Annotated in this window: 19 protein-coding genes and 1 pseudogene; 17 read left to right on the top strand and 3 right to left on the bottom strand. The window is 40.4% G+C overall.

Going from position 1 to position 19,240, the window contains the following annotated elements; all coding sequences use genetic code 11:
- Positions 1-40 precede the first annotated feature (40 nt).
- Positions 41-685: a DUF411 domain-containing protein gene (locus ACIGBM_RS13265; protein ID WP_082787298.1), complete on the top strand. Its 645-nt coding sequence runs from the start codon at positions 41-43 to the stop codon at positions 683-685.
- A gap of 796 nt (positions 686-1,481) precedes the next feature.
- Positions 1,482-2,204: a CHAP domain-containing protein gene (locus ACIGBM_RS13270; RefSeq protein ID WP_057758750.1), complete on the top strand. Its 723-nt coding sequence runs from the start codon at positions 1,482-1,484 to the stop codon at positions 2,202-2,204.
- Positions 2,205-2,351: 147 nt separating this feature from the next.
- Here the strand turns inward: ACIGBM_RS13270 and cadR are convergent, their stop codons facing one another.
- The gene (gene cadR, locus ACIGBM_RS13275; protein WP_007394845.1) at positions 2,352-2,762 is read right to left on the bottom strand and encodes a Cd(II)/Pb(II)-responsive transcriptional regulator; all 411 of its coding nucleotides are present in this window, start codon (positions 2,760-2,762) and stop codon (positions 2,352-2,354) included.
- Positions 2,763-2,904: 142 nt separating this feature from the next.
- Here cadR and ACIGBM_RS13280 point away from each other — a divergent pair, with 142 nt between their 5' ends.
- The 8 genes and pseudogenes from ACIGBM_RS13280 to ACIGBM_RS13315 all read left to right on the top strand — a co-directional run bounded on the left by ACIGBM_RS13280 (position 2,905) and on the right by ACIGBM_RS13315 (position 12,394).
- Positions 2,905-5,106, top strand: coding sequence for a heavy metal translocating P-type ATPase (locus tag ACIGBM_RS13280; protein ID WP_102083145.1), 2,202 nt, complete (start codon positions 2,905-2,907; stop codon positions 5,104-5,106).
- Positions 5,107-5,227: 121 nt separating this feature from the next.
- Complete coding sequence (locus ACIGBM_RS13285) at positions 5,228-7,276, top strand: heme lyase CcmF/NrfE family subunit (RefSeq protein ID WP_379545051.1); 2,049 nt, start codon at positions 5,228-5,230, stop codon at positions 7,274-7,276.
- Complete coding sequence (locus tag ACIGBM_RS13290; protein ID WP_379545049.1) at positions 7,277-7,939, top strand: DsbE family thiol:disulfide interchange protein; 663 nt, start codon at positions 7,277-7,279, stop codon at positions 7,937-7,939.
- Between the two features lie 83 nt (positions 7,940-8,022).
- On the top strand, positions 8,023-8,505 hold the full coding sequence (locus ACIGBM_RS13295) for a cytochrome c-type biogenesis protein (RefSeq protein WP_020443538.1): 483 nt from the start codon (positions 8,023-8,025) through the stop codon (positions 8,503-8,505).
- Positions 8,502-9,782, top strand: coding sequence for a c-type cytochrome biogenesis protein CcmI (ccmI, locus tag ACIGBM_RS13300; RefSeq protein WP_025643930.1), 1,281 nt, complete (start codon positions 8,502-8,504; stop codon positions 9,780-9,782). Before ACIGBM_RS13295 ends, ccmI begins: the two co-directional genes overlap by 4 nt.
- A gap of 141 nt (positions 9,783-9,923) precedes the next feature.
- Entirely contained in the window at positions 9,924-10,631 is a 708-nt protein-coding gene (gene lspA, locus ACIGBM_RS13305; RefSeq protein WP_037026031.1) for a signal peptidase II, read from the top strand.
- A 333-nt stretch (positions 10,632-10,964) separates the two neighbouring features.
- Entirely contained in the window at positions 10,965-11,327 is a 363-nt protein-coding gene (locus ACIGBM_RS13310) for a DUF3817 domain-containing protein (RefSeq protein ID WP_058023733.1), read from the top strand.
- Positions 11,328-11,702: 375 nt separating this feature from the next.
- Positions 11,703-12,394: pseudogene (locus ACIGBM_RS13315) on the top strand (recombinase family protein).
- Positions 12,395-12,628: 234 nt separating this feature from the next.
- Here ACIGBM_RS13315 and ACIGBM_RS13320 read toward each other — a convergent pair.
- Entirely contained in the window at positions 12,629-14,212 is a 1,584-nt protein-coding gene (locus ACIGBM_RS13320) for a Fic family protein (protein ID WP_114701979.1), read from the bottom strand.
- Between the two features lie 164 nt (positions 14,213-14,376).
- Entirely contained in the window at positions 14,377-14,973 is a 597-nt protein-coding gene (locus ACIGBM_RS13325; protein WP_114701980.1) for a recombinase family protein, read from the bottom strand.
- A 302-nt stretch (positions 14,974-15,275) separates the two neighbouring features.
- On the opposite strand from ACIGBM_RS13325, the gene ACIGBM_RS13330 reads away from it, so the two are divergent.
- The 7 genes from ACIGBM_RS13330 (at position 15,276) to ACIGBM_RS13360 (ending at position 19,080) form a co-directional block, all read left to right on the top strand.
- Positions 15,276-15,530, top strand: coding sequence for a hypothetical protein (locus tag ACIGBM_RS13330; RefSeq protein WP_397478066.1), 255 nt, complete (start codon positions 15,276-15,278; stop codon positions 15,528-15,530).
- Positions 15,531-15,584: 54 nt separating this feature from the next.
- Positions 15,585-15,770 carry a hypothetical protein gene (locus tag ACIGBM_RS13335; protein WP_397478067.1) on the top strand — a complete coding sequence of 62 codons (186 nt, stop codon included), beginning with the start codon at positions 15,585-15,587 and terminating at the stop codon, positions 15,768-15,770.
- Between the two features lie 88 nt (positions 15,771-15,858).
- Positions 15,859-16,320 (top strand): hypothetical protein, encoded by a 462-nt coding sequence (locus tag ACIGBM_RS13340; protein WP_397478068.1) that lies wholly within the window; start codon positions 15,859-15,861, stop codon positions 16,318-16,320.
- A 55-nt stretch (positions 16,321-16,375) separates the two neighbouring features.
- Positions 16,376-16,753, top strand: coding sequence for a hypothetical protein (locus ACIGBM_RS13345; protein ID WP_397478069.1), 378 nt, complete (start codon positions 16,376-16,378; stop codon positions 16,751-16,753).
- 73 nt (positions 16,754-16,826) lie between these two features.
- The gene (locus ACIGBM_RS13350) at positions 16,827-17,357 is read left to right on the top strand and encodes an HAD hydrolase-like protein (protein WP_397478070.1); all 531 of its coding nucleotides are present in this window, start codon (positions 16,827-16,829) and stop codon (positions 17,355-17,357) included.
- Between the two features lie 14 nt (positions 17,358-17,371).
- The gene (locus ACIGBM_RS13355; protein ID WP_397478071.1) at positions 17,372-18,049 is read left to right on the top strand and encodes an amidophosphoribosyltransferase; all 678 of its coding nucleotides are present in this window, start codon (positions 17,372-17,374) and stop codon (positions 18,047-18,049) included.
- Positions 18,050-18,087: 38 nt separating this feature from the next.
- Positions 18,088-19,080: a DNA-processing protein DprA gene (locus ACIGBM_RS13360; protein WP_397478072.1), complete on the top strand. Its 993-nt coding sequence runs from the start codon at positions 18,088-18,090 to the stop codon at positions 19,078-19,080.
- The last annotated feature ends 160 nt before the right edge of the window (positions 19,081-19,240 follow it).

Here is a 19,240-nt window from a genome sequence, read left to right on the forward strand (position 1 = left end):
TTCTATAGCTCACAATATCTACAGTACATGAGAGAGCACTATGACCCCCTTAAAAATAAAATCCAGTCTTATATTCAATCGTTATCTGTCTAAGGGGTTGCGTAGTACGTTAGTATTACTTGCCGCCTCATCACTATTTGCTTGTAGCCAACCGAGTAGTGGCGTATCTGATGCAAGCACAACATCGGCATCAACTGAAGATGTAGTGACTGTTCCGAAGACAGCTGAACCAAACGTTATAAATACTCCTATGATGACATCAGTAAGTAAACCAGACCTACTAAAAAACGTCTCAGCCACTGTCTATAAAGATGCCAATTGCGGCTGCTGTAAAGAATGGATAAGTCATGCAGAAGATAATGGTCTAAGTGCAACCGCGCAAGATGTTGCGGACTTAGCCGTATTTAAAGAGCGCTACAGCGTTCCAAATGAAATGCGTTCTTGCCATACTGTAGTCACTACTGATGGTTACGTCTTTGAAGGTCATGTACCCGCTAAATATATGGCGCAGTTTTTAGAAAATCCGCCAGTACAAGCTATGGGTCTTGCCGTACCTGGCATGCCTGTTGGTAGCCCGGGTATGGAGTATCAAAATAAATTCATGCCCTATCAGGTTATGCAACTCAATAAAGACGGGACGACCCAAGTTTATGCTGATATTGAATCGGTAGAGCAGCAATTATAGTGTGTTAGCAGTTAAGAATACTTTGATTATAGTGTTAGCGTTAAAAGCGAATGAAGCAAGTATAAGACTGTTCTATTGCTTATAAAATGATTCTTCATCAAAAAATTCATTAGCTATTGCGACTTTAAAATTAAAAATAACTTTGAATTTGTAACTTTTGATGACAATGTAAGCGGATTTATCGGTTATTAACCCTTAAAATAGATAAATAACTAAGGGTTAATACAAGAATATACAGGATGTATCGAAACAATTACGTAATATTACATAAGCCAGTAGGGAATTAACATCTATATTAATATTATAAATTATTATATTATCTTAATAATTAGTTAGACCCTATATAGGGTAATTACTTCATCCAATAGAAAAACGTCTGAGGGTTAAATCTAAATTATAGATTTAACCCTCAGACGTTTTTTTGCTTATAAAACAGTAGAAATTGTGGTCAATCTAGTCAGCTATATTCTGTACATGTTACACAAACTTACATTGTAAAATGTGGGATATTAGCAATTTTTTCGACATCAAAAAAGTATTTTTGGGGTTTTTAAGGGGGATGACAGGCTAAACAGCCTATGCTAAAGTCGGCTTTGTGTTTTGGTCAGCAGCTTGATTTGTAACAGCTTCGTAAGACTTCAATGAGCTGTGATCGCCAATAATCATTTTTTATATGAATAATATGCAGCAGAAGTATCAGTCACTATGACATATATATACTTGAGTTATTGAGATTTAATTGACTGCGCTGTTGTTGATAACAGACGATTTTGAATTAACCGTAGGTATTAGATTTATGAAACAGGCTTTATTGATTTTGTCAGTACTGGGTATGGGCATAGCACAAACGAGTGGTGCTGCTATCACAATCTCTCAAACAAATAATACCATCACCAATACTTCTGTGGCATCAAACTACGGTTCATCAAAAAACATCTATAGCACCAAAAGTGGTGCTTATGTTTCTAATAATGATGAAATTAGTCAAGCAATTAGCAACCTAAGTGCGCAGGCCAAGCAAAAAGAGAATCAGCTTTCATCATTAAACAGCCGCTTATACGCTGAAAAACAACAGCAGCAAGTCAATAAGGTTCCTGACAGCAATTCAGCCCCCGCTATCGCTGCTGCTCGCGCCTCAAAAGTGGCTTTATCTGGCAGCTCTGGATATTGTGCCCGTTACGTACGTAAAGCACTACAATCAGCTGGTTATGAATTTACACCCAATCCTTCAGCCTATCAGTACGCCACTCGTGGCACGCTTGATAAAGCAGGTTTTAGCAAAATCAGTAATGATATGCCAACCCAAGTAGGTGATGTTATTGTCTATGATCGCTCATCAAAGCGCCCGCATGGCCATATCCAAATATTTGATGGCGAAAATTGGATTTCTGATTTCCGTCAGAACAGCATCAGCCCATACAGTGGTGTCTATGCTTATACGACATGGCGCGATTCAAAATACGTGGATGACGCATCCGCATCAGATCGTAATATCTACCTTGCTATGAATGATAAATAAGACTTTCTAAGTCAGCACAACATAGTTGTTATTTCCTCCAACCCAGTAGTGATCTTAATATCATTGCTGGGTTTTTTTGTGCTTAACATCAGGGCGTATTTAACCTTTCATGATTTGATCCGTCAGAAATGAACACTACTGATATCATTACTCATGACAGGAGTTATCGACAAGCGCGTTTAAAATGCCACATGATGACGCTGGTGCACTACTTGCACATTTCTGGCGCAAAACGGTCAAGTGATGCTTTAAGTGCATCAGTTCTTCCATTCGTATTTCCACAGCATGAATGTGCTCATCTAGCAAGTTATTCACATCGCCGCAGTCCTTGTCAGGCGACTCCCAGTATTCAAGTAAGATTCGCACATCATCTAAAGCCATATCGAGCGTACGGCAATGTAGGATAAATTGTAGACGCTCAATGTGCTCTTCATTATATAAACGATAATTCCCTTCGCTACGAAAAGGCTCGGGTAATAAACGCTCTTTTTCATAATAGCGAATGGTTTCTACTGTGGCACCTGTGCGTTTAGCGAGCTCACCAATTTTGATTGTCATAACAACCTCTATGATTTAAATAATTAAAGTGGCTGTAAAGACTAGCGCTAGAGAAATTAAAATTACGAAACTGTAGATAAATAACCTTGACTCTAAAGCCACTATAGGGTTCATAATATCATTATTCAAAGGGTAAATTATTATGAAATATCATATTGAAGGTATGGACTGTGCCAGTTGCATCGGCAAGATTGAAACAGCTTTGAAACGTATGCCTGGGGTTTCTGATGTTCAGCTGAATTTCGCTACAGAAACGCTAGAGCTAAATTTAGCCCCTGGTGCGCCGACTCAGGCTAGTGATATCGAAAAAACAATCAAAAGCCTAGGGTTCGGCATCTCTGCCAATACTGGTCAACAAACTGTATCGGCTATTGATATTGACAGCGACAATCAGATGGCTCCGCAGGATAAGCAATGGTGGCAAACTCAAAAAGGCAAACAGGTTGTTGGCCTCGGTATTTTGATGGGCAGCGCTTATGCACTGTCACTACTGTTGCCCGCTTATGGGATATGGGTGTTTGCCATCGCTGTGATTGTAGGCGTTTTTCCATTTGCGCGCAAAGCCTTAGCACTGGCTAAAACAGGTTCATTCTTTTCAATTGAAACGCTGATGTCCGTCGCCGTGCTTGGCGCACTTATCATTGGTGAAGCTGAAGAGGCCGCAGCAGTTGTCTTTTTGTTCTCAATCGGTGAACTGTTTGAGAGTATCGCTGCTGATCGCGCTCGCGCTGGCATCAGAGCCTTATCATCGCTGGTTCCGAAAAGTGCAATTTTACTTGATGCTCAAGGTGGGCAGCGTAACGTTCCAGCGACTTCATTACAAGTGAATGACCTTGTGCTGGTGCGTCCTGGAGATAGGGTATCTGCTGATGGTTCCATTGTTCAAGGTGCGTCCAGCCTTGATGATTCGCCCGTGACGGGAGAGTCTGTTCCTGTTGCCAAGACGATGGGTGACAATGTATTTGCAGGGTCAATTAACATCGATGGTGTGCTCCAAGTGCGCGTAGAAAAGACAGCCGCCGATAACACCATTTCGCGCATTATTGAGCTGGTAGAGCAAGCCCAAGCCTCCAAAGCACCCACTGCCCGTTTTATTGAGAAATTCAGTCGCTATTACACACCGGCAGTGATGGCTATTGCCGCACTAATTATTATCATTCCACCGTTAGCCATGGGTGGAGATTGGTCGACTTGGTTGTATCGCGGTCTAGCACTGTTGCTGATTGCCTGTCCCTGTGCTCTTGTACTATCAACACCCGCTGCCATCGCCTCTGGTCTTGCTGTTGGTGCGCGCCGTGGCTTGCTGATCAAAGGCGGTAGTGCTTTAGAAACTATCGGCCAAGTGAAGACGGTCGCTTTTGACAAGACAGGCACTTTAACTGAAGGCAAACCACGCGTGACCGATGTTGTTGCCTTTACACAAGAGGACTCAAGTATTCAAGGTCAGAATTCTCAAGGTCAAGATGAGATATTGGCACTTTTTGCCAGTGTGGAGACTGGTTCTAGTCACCCACTTGCTGAAGCCATTGTCAGCCATGCTGAAGCCGCTAAAGTTGTTATACCTGTGGCTTCCAAAGCTTCTGCTACTGCGGGTAAAGCGGTACACGCAACTGTCGCGGAGCGCGCGCTAGCTATCGGTTCGCCTGTTTACGCAGCCGATGAGGCATTGATTTCATCCACACAACAGGCGCAAATTGAGGCGCTGCAAAATGAGGGTAAGACCGTCTCTGTTCTTTTCGATGAGCAAAACCGTGAAGTGCTTGGATTAATCGCGCTAAGAGACGAATTACGAGACGACGCTCATGAAGGTGTGGCTCAGCTCAAAGCGATGGGTGTGCGCTCCGTCATGCTAACAGGCGACAACCGCTTAACCGCTCAAGCACTTGCCAGTAATTTAGACGTGGAATGGGAAGCTGAGCTGTTGCCTGAGGACAAACTGCGCCTGCTTAACGAGATGAAGAACAACCGCAAAATAGCGATGGTTGGTGATGGTATTAACGATGCGCCAGCGCTAGCAACTGCCGATGTTGGCATCGCGATGGGTGGTGGTACCGATGTGGCCATTGAGACGGCCGATATCGCATTATTAAAAAGTCGTGTTACGGATATGGCTCATCTCATCGCACTTTCACGTGCCACCATGCGCAACATTCATCAGAACGTCATTTTCGCTTTGGGTCTCAAAGGCGTCTTTCTGATCACGACCGTATTCGGCATTACTGGACTATGGATTGCGGTTCTAGCTGATGCTGGAGCAACAGTGCTCGTTACTCTTAATGCGTTACGTTTACTGCGCTTTAAGGGAGCGCCTCCACTGGTAAATCCGCCTAAAGTAGTTAAATAAAACCCTTCGAAATCAATTAAAAACTAGAGATAGCAGCAGATTTCGGGGGTGGGTTCTAATAATAAAAATTCCACCGCCACAGTAAACTGCAACCGCATTAGAGTAAATAAGGTTAGACCGTATGTTGATTACAGAATTGGGCTATTTTGCCTTGCTTACCGCTTTTGTATTGGCGTTATTGCAGGTAATTCTGCCAACTATTGGTGTTATTCATAACCAAGTTGCTTGGCAACGACTAGCCCCTAGCTTAGCTTGGGCACAGTTTGCCGCCATGATAACGTCATTTGGCGCTTTGATAGCAGGTTTTTATTATAATGATTTTAGCCTCAGTTACGTCGCGCAGCATTCCAATACGCTGTTGCCTTGGTACTATAAGTTATCGGCGACATGGGGCGGACACGAGGGCTCTTTGCTGCTATGGATGACCATCATGGCCACATGGTGTGCACTGGTATCATACTTTAGTCGCGGCTTGCCGTTATCAATGCGTGCGCGGGTATTAGTTATTTTGGCCGGTGTACAGTTAATGATGCTAACGATGCTGATATTTACCTCGTCACCGTTTGAGCGTACCTTACCCAATCTAGCGGTCGATGGCGCTGATTTAAATCCTGTCCTACAAGATTTCGGTCTGATTATTCATCCGCCCATGTTATATATGGGCTATGTGGGTATGGTAGTACCTTTTGCATTTTGTATGGCGGCATTGTGGGAAGGGCGTTTAGATGCTGCTTGGACACGCTGGTCACGTCCATGGGCGCTCGCGGCTTGGGGGTTTTTGACCATTGGTATTGCACTGGGCTCGTGGTGGGCCTACTACGAGCTTGGCTGGGGCGGTTGGTGGTTTTGGGATCCGGTAGAGAATGCCTCGTTTATGCCTTGGCTTGTCGGCTTAGCATTGCTGCATTCATTAGCAGTCACTGAAAAGCGCGGGGTGTTTAAAGCATGGACCATTATGCTGGCTATTTTCGCCTTTGCCTTAAGCTTGCTTGGCACGTTCCTGGTACGCTCTGGAGTCCTTACCTCAGTGCATTCGTTTGCCGCTGATCCGACGCGTGGTTTGGTTATCTTAGCTATTCTTGGCATTATCATCGGTAGTGGTCTATTAATGTTTGCCGTTCGAGGTTGGCGTTTAACCGTTGAAAGTCAATATCAGCTGATTTCACGTGAGTCCTTTTTAGTGATCAACAACGCCATCATTTTGATTGCAACCTTAGTGGTGCTGCTCGGCACCCTTTACCCTATTATCGCTGATGCCTTTGGTTTAGGACAAGTGTCCGTTGGCCCTCCTTATTTTAATGCATTATTTGTACCTTTAACGTGGCTGTTATTAATAGCTATGGGTATGGGCTCAAATATTCGCTGGAAAAAAGACACCCGTCCACTACTGGGTATAGGCATGGTCATCGCCGTTAGTAGCTTAGTATTAGCTGCCATTATTACTTACTTTGTTAATCCATCGTCTATGCTTAATATTGGTGTGACTTTAGCCGTTAGCTTTTGGGCACTGCTATGGATGGCAGTTGATTTTAAAGATAAAACTAAGAATGCGCCTAATCTTTTTAACGGTTTGCGGCAGTTGCGTCTGAGCTATTGGGGTCAACAGACTGCTCATATTGGCGTATTGGTTGCTGTCATTGGCATAGCCTTTACTAGTAGCCTGAGTATTGAGCGTGACGTAGCAATGGGTATTGGCGATACAGTCAATGTTCAAGGTTACGATTTTGAAGTAACTGAATTTTTTGAAATAAAGGGTAGTAACTTTGATGCAACGCAAGCGCAAGTCGTGGTATCCAAAGACGGTCGTGAAGTGGCGAAACTGACTCCAGAAAAGCGTACTTATATTATCAGCACGATGCCAACGACTGAAGCCGCTATTGACCCCAGTCTTATGCGCGATGTTTATGTCGCACTGGGCGAACCTATTGCCGATGGTAGTAACCAATGGGCATTAAGGATTTATGTAAAACCATTAATTCGCTGGATTTGGTTAGGGGCAATTATCATGGCTCTAGGTGGATTAATTAGTATGCTTGATAAACGATACCGCATCAAAAAAGTTAAAGCTCCATTGCTAGTTACTGGTGATCTGGCTACTGATGGAGTCAATGAGGTAGCTATTGAACAGGCAATCTCAGCATCGACGATGTCGACACTAAAGGAGAAATAAATGACTATGTCGAATAATACTCCTGAGCAAAAAGATAGCCAAAACAGTAAGCAGCGTAACCCAAAGACAATGAAAAAAAAGCAGACGAAGCTATGGTTCTTAATTCCGCTTATCCTCTTTTTTGGTTTGGTAGTTATATTGTACATGCGCTTAGGTAAACCAACAGACATTGTGACCAATACCGCTCTTGAGCGTCCGGTTCCTACCTTTGAGCTGCCGTTATTAGCAGATACTACCCGTACTATCACCAATGATAATTTGCCGGATAAGCCGTTTTTACTTAATGTTTGGGGCTCATGGTGCCCAACTTGCGTTATTGAGCATCCGTTTTTAATGCAACTAGAAGAGCGCGGCGTTGATATCGTTGGTGTGAATTATAAGGATGAGATTGGTAATGCGCTCAGTTACTTAAACCAAGGCGGTGATCCATTTTCTATGTCTATTCAGGATTCATTGGGTCAGTTTGCTCTAGACTTAGGCATAACTGGTGCGCCCGAAACCTTTGTTGTGGATGGAGATGGCATCATTCGTCAGCATATTGTTGGTGAGATTAATGAAGCCAATTGGCAACAGCGTGTTAAGCCGTGCCTGACAGTACTTAATAAGGCTAATAAGAACAACGATAGTCCTGATCTCATTCAGGTTGAGGAGATGTGCAAATGAACGTTACTCGAATAAGAGCTCCTCAACTAAAACCCAATATAGTTTTAAAACTAGCAAGCTTAATACTAGCGTGTCTGCTTAACATGACGGCAAACGCAGCTATTGACGTATACGATTTTGACTCACCACAGCAAGAAGCTCAGTATCGTGGATTAATAGAAGAGTTTCGCTGCCCAAAATGCCAAAATCAAAACCTTGCAGCCTCTGATGCACCGATTGCACAGGATCTAAAGCAAAAAGTCTATGATTTAATTAAAGATAGACGTAGTGATGCTGAAATACGCGTCTATATGCAAGAGCGCTACGGTGACTTTATTAGCTACAAGCCGCCTATGCGACCATCAACATGGATCCTATGGTTTTTTCCACCACTATTATTGCTCGTCTTAATTATTGGTTGGTTTTGGCAAAGTAAGCGTCGCCAAGTTGTTGCCCGTGGTCAAAGCGGCGTCACAGTGAACAGTACTGCTGCCTTGACCTCTACGGAAAAGGCTGAGCTTGATCGTCTATTATCGCAAGCTGAGAGTGTCGACCACGACATTACTAGCCTAGAGGACAAAAAATGACTCTATTTTCTACTTTTGGCTTATTTGTAACTCTAAGCTTGCTGATTGCTCTTATATTTGCGCTGATTGCTATTATGCCATGGCTACGAGCACCGCGTTTGCAGTCCAAACCAATAGACAATCAACTGCTAGATATTAATGTTGCAGTATTTCGCGAACGTTTAGCTGAGCTACAAACAGATAAAGACAGCGGTACTATTAATAATAGCCATTATCAAAATCAAAAGCTGGAACTGGAGCGTCAGCTATTAGATGTGCAGCGTCAGATAACACCTATGGTCACCCCTGATGTCAAAAGCCGTTTAATTGTCGCAGCTTGGATCCCAATATTGGCTGCAATGGCGTATTTACTAATAGGCAATCGTACGCCCGTGTTTGATTTGTGGACAGCTGAGGACAAAGTAGGACAAGTGGCTGACGACCTATTGACAGCTAAAATTGACAAGCCGCCATCATGGGCGTTTGAAGATGGTCGTCAACTGATTAGCGCCATGCAAACCAATGTTCATCGTAATGCTGATGATCCTAATCGCTGGATGCGCCTATCCGAGCTTTTCTTATCTATGGAGGCAACTGACTCTGCGCTGGAAGCCTTATCTCGTGCCTATCGTTTAGCTCCTGAAAATGAAGAAATCGCCACCACTTATGCTCAGACTAGCTTTTTCGTTAATGAAGGTCAGTTAGACGCCAATATTCGCCGTGTATTACAAGCTATATTAGCTAAGAATCCGCAGCATGAACGGGCTCAAATGCTCATGGCAATGGGTGAGACTCGTAGTAGTAACTTTGCCCAAGCGCAAGGTTGGATTAAACGCTTACAAGGCAGCATTGTGGCCAAACCAGGTGATCATACTAAAGCTTTAGCAAGCTTAGATGAGTTAAGCAACTACGTTAGCACGCAAGAAAAGCAAGCGCTAGAAGGTATTGACGTGACAGTGAAAATTAACGCTAATTTATTACCGTTAGTGAAAGCTGATGATGTGTTGTTTGTTGCGATACGTGACGTTAAAGGAGGTCCACCGTTTGCCGCCAAACGTTTACCCATTAGTATTATCAAGCAAGGTGAGGCTAGTATCCGCTTAAGCAATCTTGATGCGATGATGCCAGATCGTACGTTAAATTCAGCTCGTAGTGACAAAACTCAGTTAGCAGTCGTTGCTCGTATTAGTCATAGCGGTAATGCCATAGCAGAGTCAGGCGACTTATCGGGTAATCCTATAGTGATTAGCGCTGAACAGACTCAGGTTAATGTTGAAATCAATCAACAGATTCCCTAATAAAAAATTATTACCGTAAGTTTCATAACACCAGAGCGGTAAGTGGAGCCGTTTATAAAAGTGGCGCGATTAATAGTCGTATACCAAAAACATATACGTTTAACATTGTTCATTGTATAAACACAGATAAAGAAAACAACTATGACTGAATCTACCGACAGATTAGATAGTACTAAATTGAATAGCGTTGAATCGGCTAGTACTAATATTGCTGACAATAAAGTACCTATAGCTGTGAGTAGTACTCATCAATCGATTGACTCTAAAACCATGAATCATACGCCTAAAGCTATGTACGTGACTTCAGGCAACTCGATAACACCTAAAGGTAAGTTGGATAAAATGCCAAAAATGGTTGCCAATGGCAGTCGCGCTTTTATCTGGTATTTGTTGGCGATAATGGTGTTAATACTTGATCAATGGACTAAGTGGTTGGCCCAAACCAAATTAGCGTTCAATGACCCCGTACCGGTCATTGAACCATTTCTCAACTGGACACTCGCTTATAACTATGGGGCAGCATTTAGCTTTTTAGCCGACGCTGGCGGTTGGCAGAAATGGTTTTTCTCAGGCTTAGCTTTTGTAATGGCTATCTTTTTAACGATTTATTTAATCAAAGCGCCACGTACAGCCAAGCTATTGTCTATGGGGTTGGCCTTAGTGCTTGGCGGTGCGATTGGCAACTTAATCGATCGTTTAAGAATTGGCAAAGTGGTTGACTTTATCCATGTGCATTATGCTGATGTCTGGAATTATCCTATTTTCAATGTTGCAGATATAGGTGTCTGTGTCGGTGTAGCGTTGATTATAATTGATATGATATTTTTGGAAAGTAAGCGTAATGAATAAACAAGTGAATATTGATCAGTACAAATAAAAAGAACTAGCGTCATAGCTGCTCTATACGGAAAGATACTTTTTATACTCAAGTGTGTTTATAAAAATGCGAACTGGAAGGTGATATATGATTAATACAAATACTCTCTCATTCTATATCCCAAAACCCAATGCATAATTGTATGCGAGTGAACGCAGGATGATTTTGAAGTGGCTAGACGAAGGCGTGACGTGCTAAGTGGTAGATGACAAAAACCAGTACTTCAAAGCTCTGGACAGGGCCATTATTATAAAGACATTGAATACCGCCTAAATTATTTATTGAAATAACAAAAGGATAATATAGTGTCACATGCTCAGCTAACTATCAAACAAATACATAATCTTAGAAAAAAACAAAGTGCCGCATTAAAAAGCCTTACCATTATAGGCTACCTAGAAGGCACCTCTTTCTTATTATTGCTCTGTATCGCCATGCCACTAAAATATATGCTGGACATTCCAGAAGGTGTGAAATACATCGGTATGGCACACGGTATATTGTTTATTACCTATATCATAATACTTATAGGCTCAGCTATCAAAATGAAAATGCCTCTTTGGGCAATACCTGCGGGCGTACTCGGCTCACTCTTACCTTTTGGCCCGTTTATATTCGATCATTTACTAAAAAAGAATTTACAGGAAAGTGTAAGTAAAGAAGCCTAGAACAAGCCCTGCTGCAAATGCTACAAACGTACCTTATTACTCAAGATTATTTTTCCTAACTAAATCACAAGCCGCCATCACTCATCATGGCGACAAATGAATAACATTGAGCAGAAATTAATCACAATAAAATTTTAATTCAGACCCAGTATGAATAATCTAACACTCTAGTCACTTTTCGAACTTATCTTACATACTATCGACAAACCCGTATTGTTTAAAAGCTAAACAGGTTTTGTCATCCGCGATGGATTTCCTATTATCCTAGGGTATACCCTAAGGGAACCACCTATTTCACCCTTCAAACCTATTAACAGACCACTTAAAACAGACTGGTATAATGGAACCACTTATAACAGACTATTTTAGGTGTTTATGTTTATTAGAGCGTATCTACGAGCTTCAACCAAAGAACAAGATGCTAAGCGTGCCAAAAGCGAGCTCATAGCATTTGCCAATGATCATGGCCACAAAATTGCTGCCTTCTATGTCGAAAACGAATCAGGCGCAACTTTAATACGTCCACAGTTAATGTAAGTGATCGATGATGCCTATGAAGGCGATATAATTTTGGTAGAGCAGATTGACCGCTTAGCACGTTTAAACCAAGCTGATTGGGATACTCTCAAAAGAATGCTATTAGAAAAGAATCTGGGGTAGTATCAAAAGAGCTACCGACCTCATATATGACGCCTCAATCTGAGAGCAGCACTGAATTTATGAGCAGCGTATTACAGTCCATTAATTCGATGATGCTTGATATGCTCGCTGCTATTGCTAGAAAGGACTATAAAGATCGACATAACCGTCAGGTGCAAGGTATTGCTCATGCTAAGACAGAAGGTAAATATTTAGGGCGTAGGAAAGATACCGAAAAGCGTAAGATTATTGCTAGCCTCCTAAAATCTGGGCATAGCTATTCTGAAATACAAGCTACAGCTAAGTGTTCGCGTCAGCTGATAGCTGTTATAGCTAAACAAATACTCAAATACTCAAATACTCAAATACTCAAATACTCAAATACTCAAATACTCAAATACTCAAATACTCAAATACTCAAATTTTAGGAGCTGTAATAATTCTTGTCAAACAAAAGTAATCTGTTATCAAAGTTCCTTTAACATATTCTATTTTTAGTAGTTTATTAGCTTGAATAGGGTCAAGAAAAATATTGATTACTTTTCAGGCTACGGTATTTTCGCCGAATCGTTTTACAAACGAATCATCATTGGAACGATAATATTGAGACTAGCTTGAGCTTGATTATCAAGGCAGACTTTCCTGCGTATAGCAGGGTTCGTCTAACTATTCAAACCATCTGCTTCATCTTTAAAGGTCTCTACAACGATAGAGAAAATATCGTCCCAAACCTCATCATTTGCCAAAAACGGATAATCCTTCAGTAGCTTATTACTTTTAGCACCCTTATTTTGTAGCATGCTGCGAATGATTCTATCGGCATAGCTGTTGGGCATCTCAACAATCTCTTTTATCGCCAGTCGTGCATGGTCATGCTTTCTTAGGTACTGTGACTCGTTATGCATCTCTTTTTCAATAACATGAGCAATCAGTCCTGATAAGTACTGAACGTGAGGCGTTAGATCCATGAAGCGCCATGCAGGTTGAATCAGGTGAGTATTTCCAAAATTTAAGTTTGAGCGAATACCATCAGGGTAGGTAACTGCCTGTTTATCAAAGCTGTAATGATCACGGATTTGCTTCATGAGCGGCACAGAGACACGGTCTAAAATCTTATCATAGGCATGCCGGTCTGAGGGATGCTCGGCAATGGCTTGTGATATAGGTAGGATAATCGGCTCATGAATGACCTGGTCTCGCCTGAGGACGTCATTAATTAAAAAGCGATGTACACGGCCATTGCCATCCGCCAGCGGATGAATATATACAAAGGCAAAGGAGGCAACCGCACTACGCATCAGTGCTGATTGTCCCTCAGTCTTTTCCATAAATACCTGTAATCCTTCTAACTTATCAGCAATGTCATCAGCTGGTGGAGCAATATAATGCACAATTTCTTTAAAGCCATTGACCTGAGTATGCGACACAAAAACTGGTGATTGACGGACACCATACTGCTGGATAACCGTTTTGCTACCGAGTATCTCTTGTTGCAACTCTGCTAGTGATTCAGGATCAAGCGGAATGTCACCGGTGCCGGTACGCCGTGCCATCACATCGGCAAAACGTTCAATGCGTTTTAACTCTTTTCCCTCACCTTCTATAGTAAAGCTGGCTTTACTCTCTCGTAGGGTCATCCATACGGAGGCGCGCATCAGTAAGTCTTGCCCAAATTCATCGTTAAGTTTGTCAACCATTGTGGCAATATCGAGTGCAGCTGCTTGCGTAAAGGCCTCTGTTTTTACCAGCATCGGACAGAAATGACGGGTTCCTGCTAGATTGTCATTGATACGCCAGCGAGCGTTCTTGATGACCTGCGAAGGACTTGAAGTAACCAACTTCTTGGTATCCAAAGCATCCACATAGTTACCGCCTATATTACTCGGTACCTCTAAATGCTTATCCATGAGCCACTCATACAAGAAAGCCATTCTACGGGCATAGCTGCCTGTCGGCTCAGCGTTTACCCATGCTTGCACGTCATTTGCCCCTATCTGCTCAAATAGACGAACCAGTAACTCTAAATTCAGTACTTCATGACGCATGTGAAACTGTAAGTGCGCAATGATAGTGTCCAGTGGACGTGCGGTTTCCTGATAAGCGTTATGAATGACGTCACCGTCTTTATAGGTTTGTCTGCGCCCACCGATACTACTGCTGACATATAAAGGCGAAACCAGCTCTATGCTGGCATAACGGACAAGCCATGCTGCGCCAATAGGATCTGAGATAGGGGTATTCATCATGAGTGGCTCAAGCGATTATAGATAAGCCATTTTGCGCAAAAACAATTATGAATGCAATATAATGATTATTATAAAGCCTTATTGCATTAAAACGATTTTCTTATGACGTTGCGATGCCTTTAAATCAAGACCAAAGGTCACGTTGAGTCGATATTTAAAATACCTCAGCTATTGACCTGCTTTAAGACACGATAAACGGTAGCTACGCCAACACCAACCGCCTTAGCGATCTCTTCTTTTGTCATATTGTTTTGACTAGCCAATGCTTTAATACGATTGTGTTTTGCGGTATTGGCTTTCTTACCAGTGGGTTTATAGCCACTGTTGGCCAATCCTTGTTTAATGCGCTCTCTACGCTTGTCATTATCAAGCTTTGCCATGGTCGCTAATAAATCGATCAGCATATCGTTAATCACTTTTAGGATCTCACCTGTCATACCGTCACTCATCGTATGTGTGGTTGGTAGATCAGCCACCACCAATCGTAAGCCCTTATCTTTAATACGCTGCTTTAGAATCGAAAAATCATCTTGAGATAGTCTGCTTAATCTATCCACGCTTTCAACCAATAAAATATCGCCTTGCTCGGCGTCCTTTAGCAACTTAGCTAAGATTGGTCTATCGAGCTTTGTACCACTGAAGTGCTCAACGTAATCAACATAGCTATCACCATAGCGGCTACTGAAGGCAACCAAATCTATTAATGCTCTAGTAGCGTCTTGATCCTTAGTGCTGGCTCTCACATAAATACGAACGGTCATAATACCTCTTTGTATCAGTTAGACTTAATAATTGATGTTCATTGATAATAGCAAGATATTACTATCATTTAATATCAAATAAAAGTCAAATGATAGATAGGTTATCGTTTAGAAGTTTTATGTTTTGGGTATAGTCTATTGATAGGTTCAGAGAGTTGGATATCTAGCTCTCTTAAAAATTTATTTATTATTTGAATTTATATTTATTCATATATTGACTATTATATTAGTATGTATCATACTGTAATCCATAGGTTGTTCAATCAATAGAAACTATCTTCTTGAAATTTATAGGTCCTATTATGAATAGTAATACGTTGAAATATACTGATAAAATCCTTAAGGCAAGTGGTTTAGGGCAGGATATACAAGGAATGACACCAAAGGAAAGCAAGGCGGCAATAAAGAAGCTAAAAAAGCTTCTTAAAGATATTGAATTTTTAAGAAGAACCGGTGGAATTACTTTGATAGTTGCAGAAGATAATATTGTCACAACCTATCATAACAACTCTATGAATAGAAAGCCTGGCATGAGTAAGTTAAAAGTATGTTATTAACTATTATAAAAGTAATAATTTGAATAAATATTAAAACTACCAAGGAGTATTATTATGAAAGCTACTAAACATTGCCAAGTTCGACAAAAACAACGCAATATTTCTAGTCCAGTGGTTGCTCTAGCATTAAGCTGTGGAACGGATATAAAAAATTCAGACAAGGTCGTTTTAAAGAAAGCTGAAGTAGAAGGCTTATATAACAGTCTGCTCGACCTTATGAAGCGACTCGAAAAAGGTTAGCAACCAATGTATCCGTATAAAATATATACAAAACAGTAGTAGTTTCAAATACCCATAATTATTTGTTATCAATATAAAGGCAAGATCTATGAGTTTAAAAATCGAATTTCATGAAGAGGCTTTTGATAAGTTGGAAGAGTCAACCACAGCTTTTGATAAGCCGGAATTTAGAAAGTTTAATATGAGGTTTAACAATCTTGATTTGTTAATTATTGATGCGATTGCTAAACGCAATGGCGTGTCTCGCTCACAGATCATCAATGATTTTATTGAAGAAACGTTGAAAGATTTTTTGCGACAGTGCTCAAGTGAGGAGGCACTACTCATAACTGAATATGCTGAATTTCTAAGTAAGAATAGTACTAAATCTAATAAAAATTTCTCGTGGGAATTATGGAATATCAGTCGTAGCATTGTCCATCCAGAGAGTTTGTTGGAAAACCAAATGCATGTCTTGAATGAGGGGTTAAAATCAGGCCAAGCAGAACAGTCTTTGAAGAACCTGAAAGAATTACTTGATAGAAGTAAGGCGAAGATACAACAAGGATAACCTAATTTTAAAGTCGGTAATAAGTAAATATTTTATAAATAACTAGGAAACACTAATGACTTCACTATTTGAAAAATTCCATGAGGCACAAAAAGCCACTAACGACGAGCACTACTCAACTATCTCAGTAAGAACACCGGCTGAAATAACGTCCATGGTAGAAACCGTTAGCACTGTCACTCAAGAGTCAGTCATAAATATGTTCACTAGTAGCTTATCTTCGTATTTAGCAAACTACCTGCTTGAAGATTCCAGAAATATAGACCTCATTAAGCATGTATTGGATGAACAGTATGATAAGCACGATAGCGAACTAAAAAATATGGTTTCAGGTAGTTGTATTGAAGTTCTAGAGAGTGAAAATATTTTAAAGGTTAGTAATTACATTGATTTTGATGCAATATTACTTAAAAGACAGGATATTCCAAAGTAGGTAGGTACAGTTCGTAGAATAGATATAGACCATACACTAAGCTAGCCTGTACTTATTGATGAGGCACGATATATTGAACAATATTCAAGCAATATTAACCGATTTGGATGGCACCTTGATTCATACTGACCAAGCTAATAATTCAGCTTATAAAAAAGCAATTGATTCCTACATGCCATACATAAAAATTCCTGTAGTAAAAAGAATCACTAAAGAAGTGGTTGATAAGTACTGCACTGATGAGGTATTAGCCGAAAAAATCCAAAAAGAAAAGATTGGGTATAACTCACAGTTTTTAGATCATACCTACCTTAATAAAGAGCTAATTAATTTCTTAATTAGTAATAAGAACACTACTAAGGTATGTTTAGTAACTAAAGCTTCTCCTGAAAGGGTTATTCAGCTTCTTGATCATCACAACTGCGCTAAATTGTTCGATAAAATCTTTTTTTGCAAGGATATACACAATAAGTATCAATATGCACTTAATGAAATCAATATTTGCTCTACAAAGGTTCTCGTTTTTGAGGATGATGAGAATGAAGTACTCCACGCCAATATAGCTGGAATACCAAATAAAAACATAACCAAGATCAGCTTATAAGCGAGGATTAAGACGTGAATCAATACACCATCGTAAAAAACGAGTATTTGAACAAAGATATAAAATCATTCTATCGCTGTGCATATTATGGGCTTAATAAACCTAGTAACCCTAACTATCTTAATATTTTAAAAAACACGTTTGGTAATGAGTACCCATCTAAATTATTAGCTGCTAAAAACTCAGTTAAGTTCAATCTTGCAAATGAACTTTCAAGCATACTATCTAATATAGAAGATGATGAAGTCACTATATGTGTCGTACCTAGGTCAAAAAACCTCAATACCTACAATGGCACACAGTTAAAGTTTGCTGAAGCTATTAGAGAAATAATTCCGTTGGTCATACATTCGAAGAATAAATTAGTGGATGGTAGCGACTTTATAGTTCGTCATACTGATACCTGTACCACTCACTTATCTCGTAGTTCAATAGGCGGTGGAGGTGGCAGTATGCCTTATATCGGTATTACTAGAGATACTTGTGATATTTCGGAAAAAGTAAGAGGAAAACACGTACTATTAATTGATGATATTTATACAAAAAATGTCAATATAGACGAAGATGCTATTCAATGTCTATTAGATTGTGGTGCGAAGGACGTTACTTTTTTTAGCATTGCTCGTGTACCACACTATACGTTTCCAGATGACCTCCCAGACGAAATAGTTTTTGCTGCAAATCGTAACTAAATTATTGAAATAAATATATTTTTACAAGTAGGCTTTCAATGAAAATAACAGATCATGCTTTAAATGTTTTAACAGCTCGCACTTTTAAAGGTATAGGAGAGGCATGGTTAAATAATAATCTAACAGCCAAGATTCCTTATGAGGCTATCGTAGAACTCATTTCGGCAAAGGATACCAGCATAACAGAGCAAGCTTTTTTAAAAATGAAGGCTAGGCTTGAGCATTTAGTTGAGAATTTAGGCGATAGTTGTGATGGTGTGGTAGCGATAGGCGATGATAGCTACCCTATTCTTCGTCGAGAACTAAAGAAAAAAGGTGATATCCCAAGCTTCTTGTTCTACAAAGGAGATTTGGATTTACTATCTCCTGATAATTATAATGTTGCTGTTATTGGTGTGCTCAATCCGGATAAAGAAACTGAGGTTGATGAAAACCGAGTAGTTGAGAAGTTCATTAAAAAACAGGATGCCACAATTGTCAGTGGCTTAGCAGATGGCTGTGATAGCATCTCGCATAGAAAGGCGCTAGCATTAAACGCTCGAACAGTGGCCATTTTACCTAGCCCTCTAAACAACATCTTACCAGCTCAAAATATAGGTTTAGCTCGTGAAATTGTCGAAAACCAAGGTTTGCTAATTACTGAGTATTTAACGTCACCTTCATCTGCGAATTTTAGAGAACAAGCGGGTAGATATGTAAAAAGAGATCGTCTGCAAGCACTTTTCAGTGATTTGGTGGTATTGAGTGCGAGTTATAGTAAAACAAGCCTCGATCCCAATAATCCTAAACCAGACAGTGGTTCCCGTCATGCTATGGAGAAAGCTAAAGAATATGATATTAAGCGTGCTGTAATATATAACAAAGACTATCAGAACAATCCTAAGTACGATTTAAATCGACAAATTATAAAGGAAGATGGTCCACAAGCCATAGTAATTAACCCAAAGGATATAGAGAGTTCTTTACCTAGTAACCTGAAAGAATCAAATGGAAGGCTTTCAACCCCTGAACAAGTAGGTCTAGGCTTCTAGTCATTGTCCATATAGGTTGTAATCAACTTATATGGACACTTCTCTCTATTGATCAACGTTCTAGTTGCGTATTATGAATACTAATTAAAAAATCCTGCACGGTTGAATTTTATTGTAGAAAAGTTAAGGAGCTGGTTTACACCCCCAACGCCAAAATCTA

This window comes from Psychrobacter sp. NPDC077938 (genome assembly GCF_044542635.1).
Taxonomy (GTDB): domain Bacteria; phylum Pseudomonadota; class Gammaproteobacteria; order Pseudomonadales; family Moraxellaceae; genus Psychrobacter.

What these genes read in the sequence shown, in the direction of transcription:
- ACIGBM_RS13265 (WP_082787298.1), top strand. Translation starts at nt 41, where the DNA reads ATGACCCCCTTAAAAATAAAATCCAGTCTTATATTCAATCGTTATCTG.
- ACIGBM_RS13270 (WP_057758750.1), top strand. Translation starts at nt 1,482, where the DNA reads ATGAAACAGGCTTTATTGATTTTGTCAGTACTGGGTATGGGCATAGCA.
- cadR (WP_007394845.1), bottom strand. Translation starts at nt 2,762, where the DNA reads ATGACAATCAAAATTGGTGAGCTCGCTAAACGCACAGGTGCCACAGTA.
- ACIGBM_RS13280 (WP_102083145.1), top strand. Translation starts at nt 2,905, where the DNA reads ATGAAATATCATATTGAAGGTATGGACTGTGCCAGTTGCATCGGCAAG.
- ACIGBM_RS13285 (WP_379545051.1), top strand. Translation starts at nt 5,228, where the DNA reads ATGTTGATTACAGAATTGGGCTATTTTGCCTTGCTTACCGCTTTTGTA.
- ACIGBM_RS13290 (WP_379545049.1), top strand. Translation starts at nt 7,277, where the DNA reads ATGACTATGTCGAATAATACTCCTGAGCAAAAAGATAGCCAAAACAGT.
- ACIGBM_RS13295 (WP_020443538.1), top strand. Translation starts at nt 8,023, where the DNA reads ATGACGGCAAACGCAGCTATTGACGTATACGATTTTGACTCACCACAG.
- ccmI (WP_025643930.1), top strand. Translation starts at nt 8,502, where the DNA reads ATGACTCTATTTTCTACTTTTGGCTTATTTGTAACTCTAAGCTTGCTG.
- lspA (WP_037026031.1), top strand. Translation starts at nt 9,924, where the DNA reads ATGACTGAATCTACCGACAGATTAGATAGTACTAAATTGAATAGCGTT.
- ACIGBM_RS13320 (WP_114701979.1), bottom strand. Translation starts at nt 14,212, where the DNA reads ATGATGAATACCCCTATCTCAGATCCTATTGGCGCAGCATGGCTTGTC.
- ACIGBM_RS13325 (WP_114701980.1), bottom strand. Translation starts at nt 14,973, where the DNA reads ATGACCGTTCGTATTTATGTGAGAGCCAGCACTAAGGATCAAGACGCT.
- ACIGBM_RS13330 (WP_397478066.1), top strand. Translation starts at nt 15,276, where the DNA reads ATGAATAGTAATACGTTGAAATATACTGATAAAATCCTTAAGGCAAGT.
- ACIGBM_RS13335 (WP_397478067.1), top strand. Translation starts at nt 15,585, where the DNA reads ATGAAAGCTACTAAACATTGCCAAGTTCGACAAAAACAACGCAATATT.
- ACIGBM_RS13340 (WP_397478068.1), top strand. Translation starts at nt 15,859, where the DNA reads ATGAGTTTAAAAATCGAATTTCATGAAGAGGCTTTTGATAAGTTGGAA.
- ACIGBM_RS13345 (WP_397478069.1), top strand. Translation starts at nt 16,376, where the DNA reads ATGACTTCACTATTTGAAAAATTCCATGAGGCACAAAAAGCCACTAAC.
- ACIGBM_RS13360 (WP_397478072.1), top strand. Translation starts at nt 18,088, where the DNA reads ATGAAAATAACAGATCATGCTTTAAATGTTTTAACAGCTCGCACTTTT.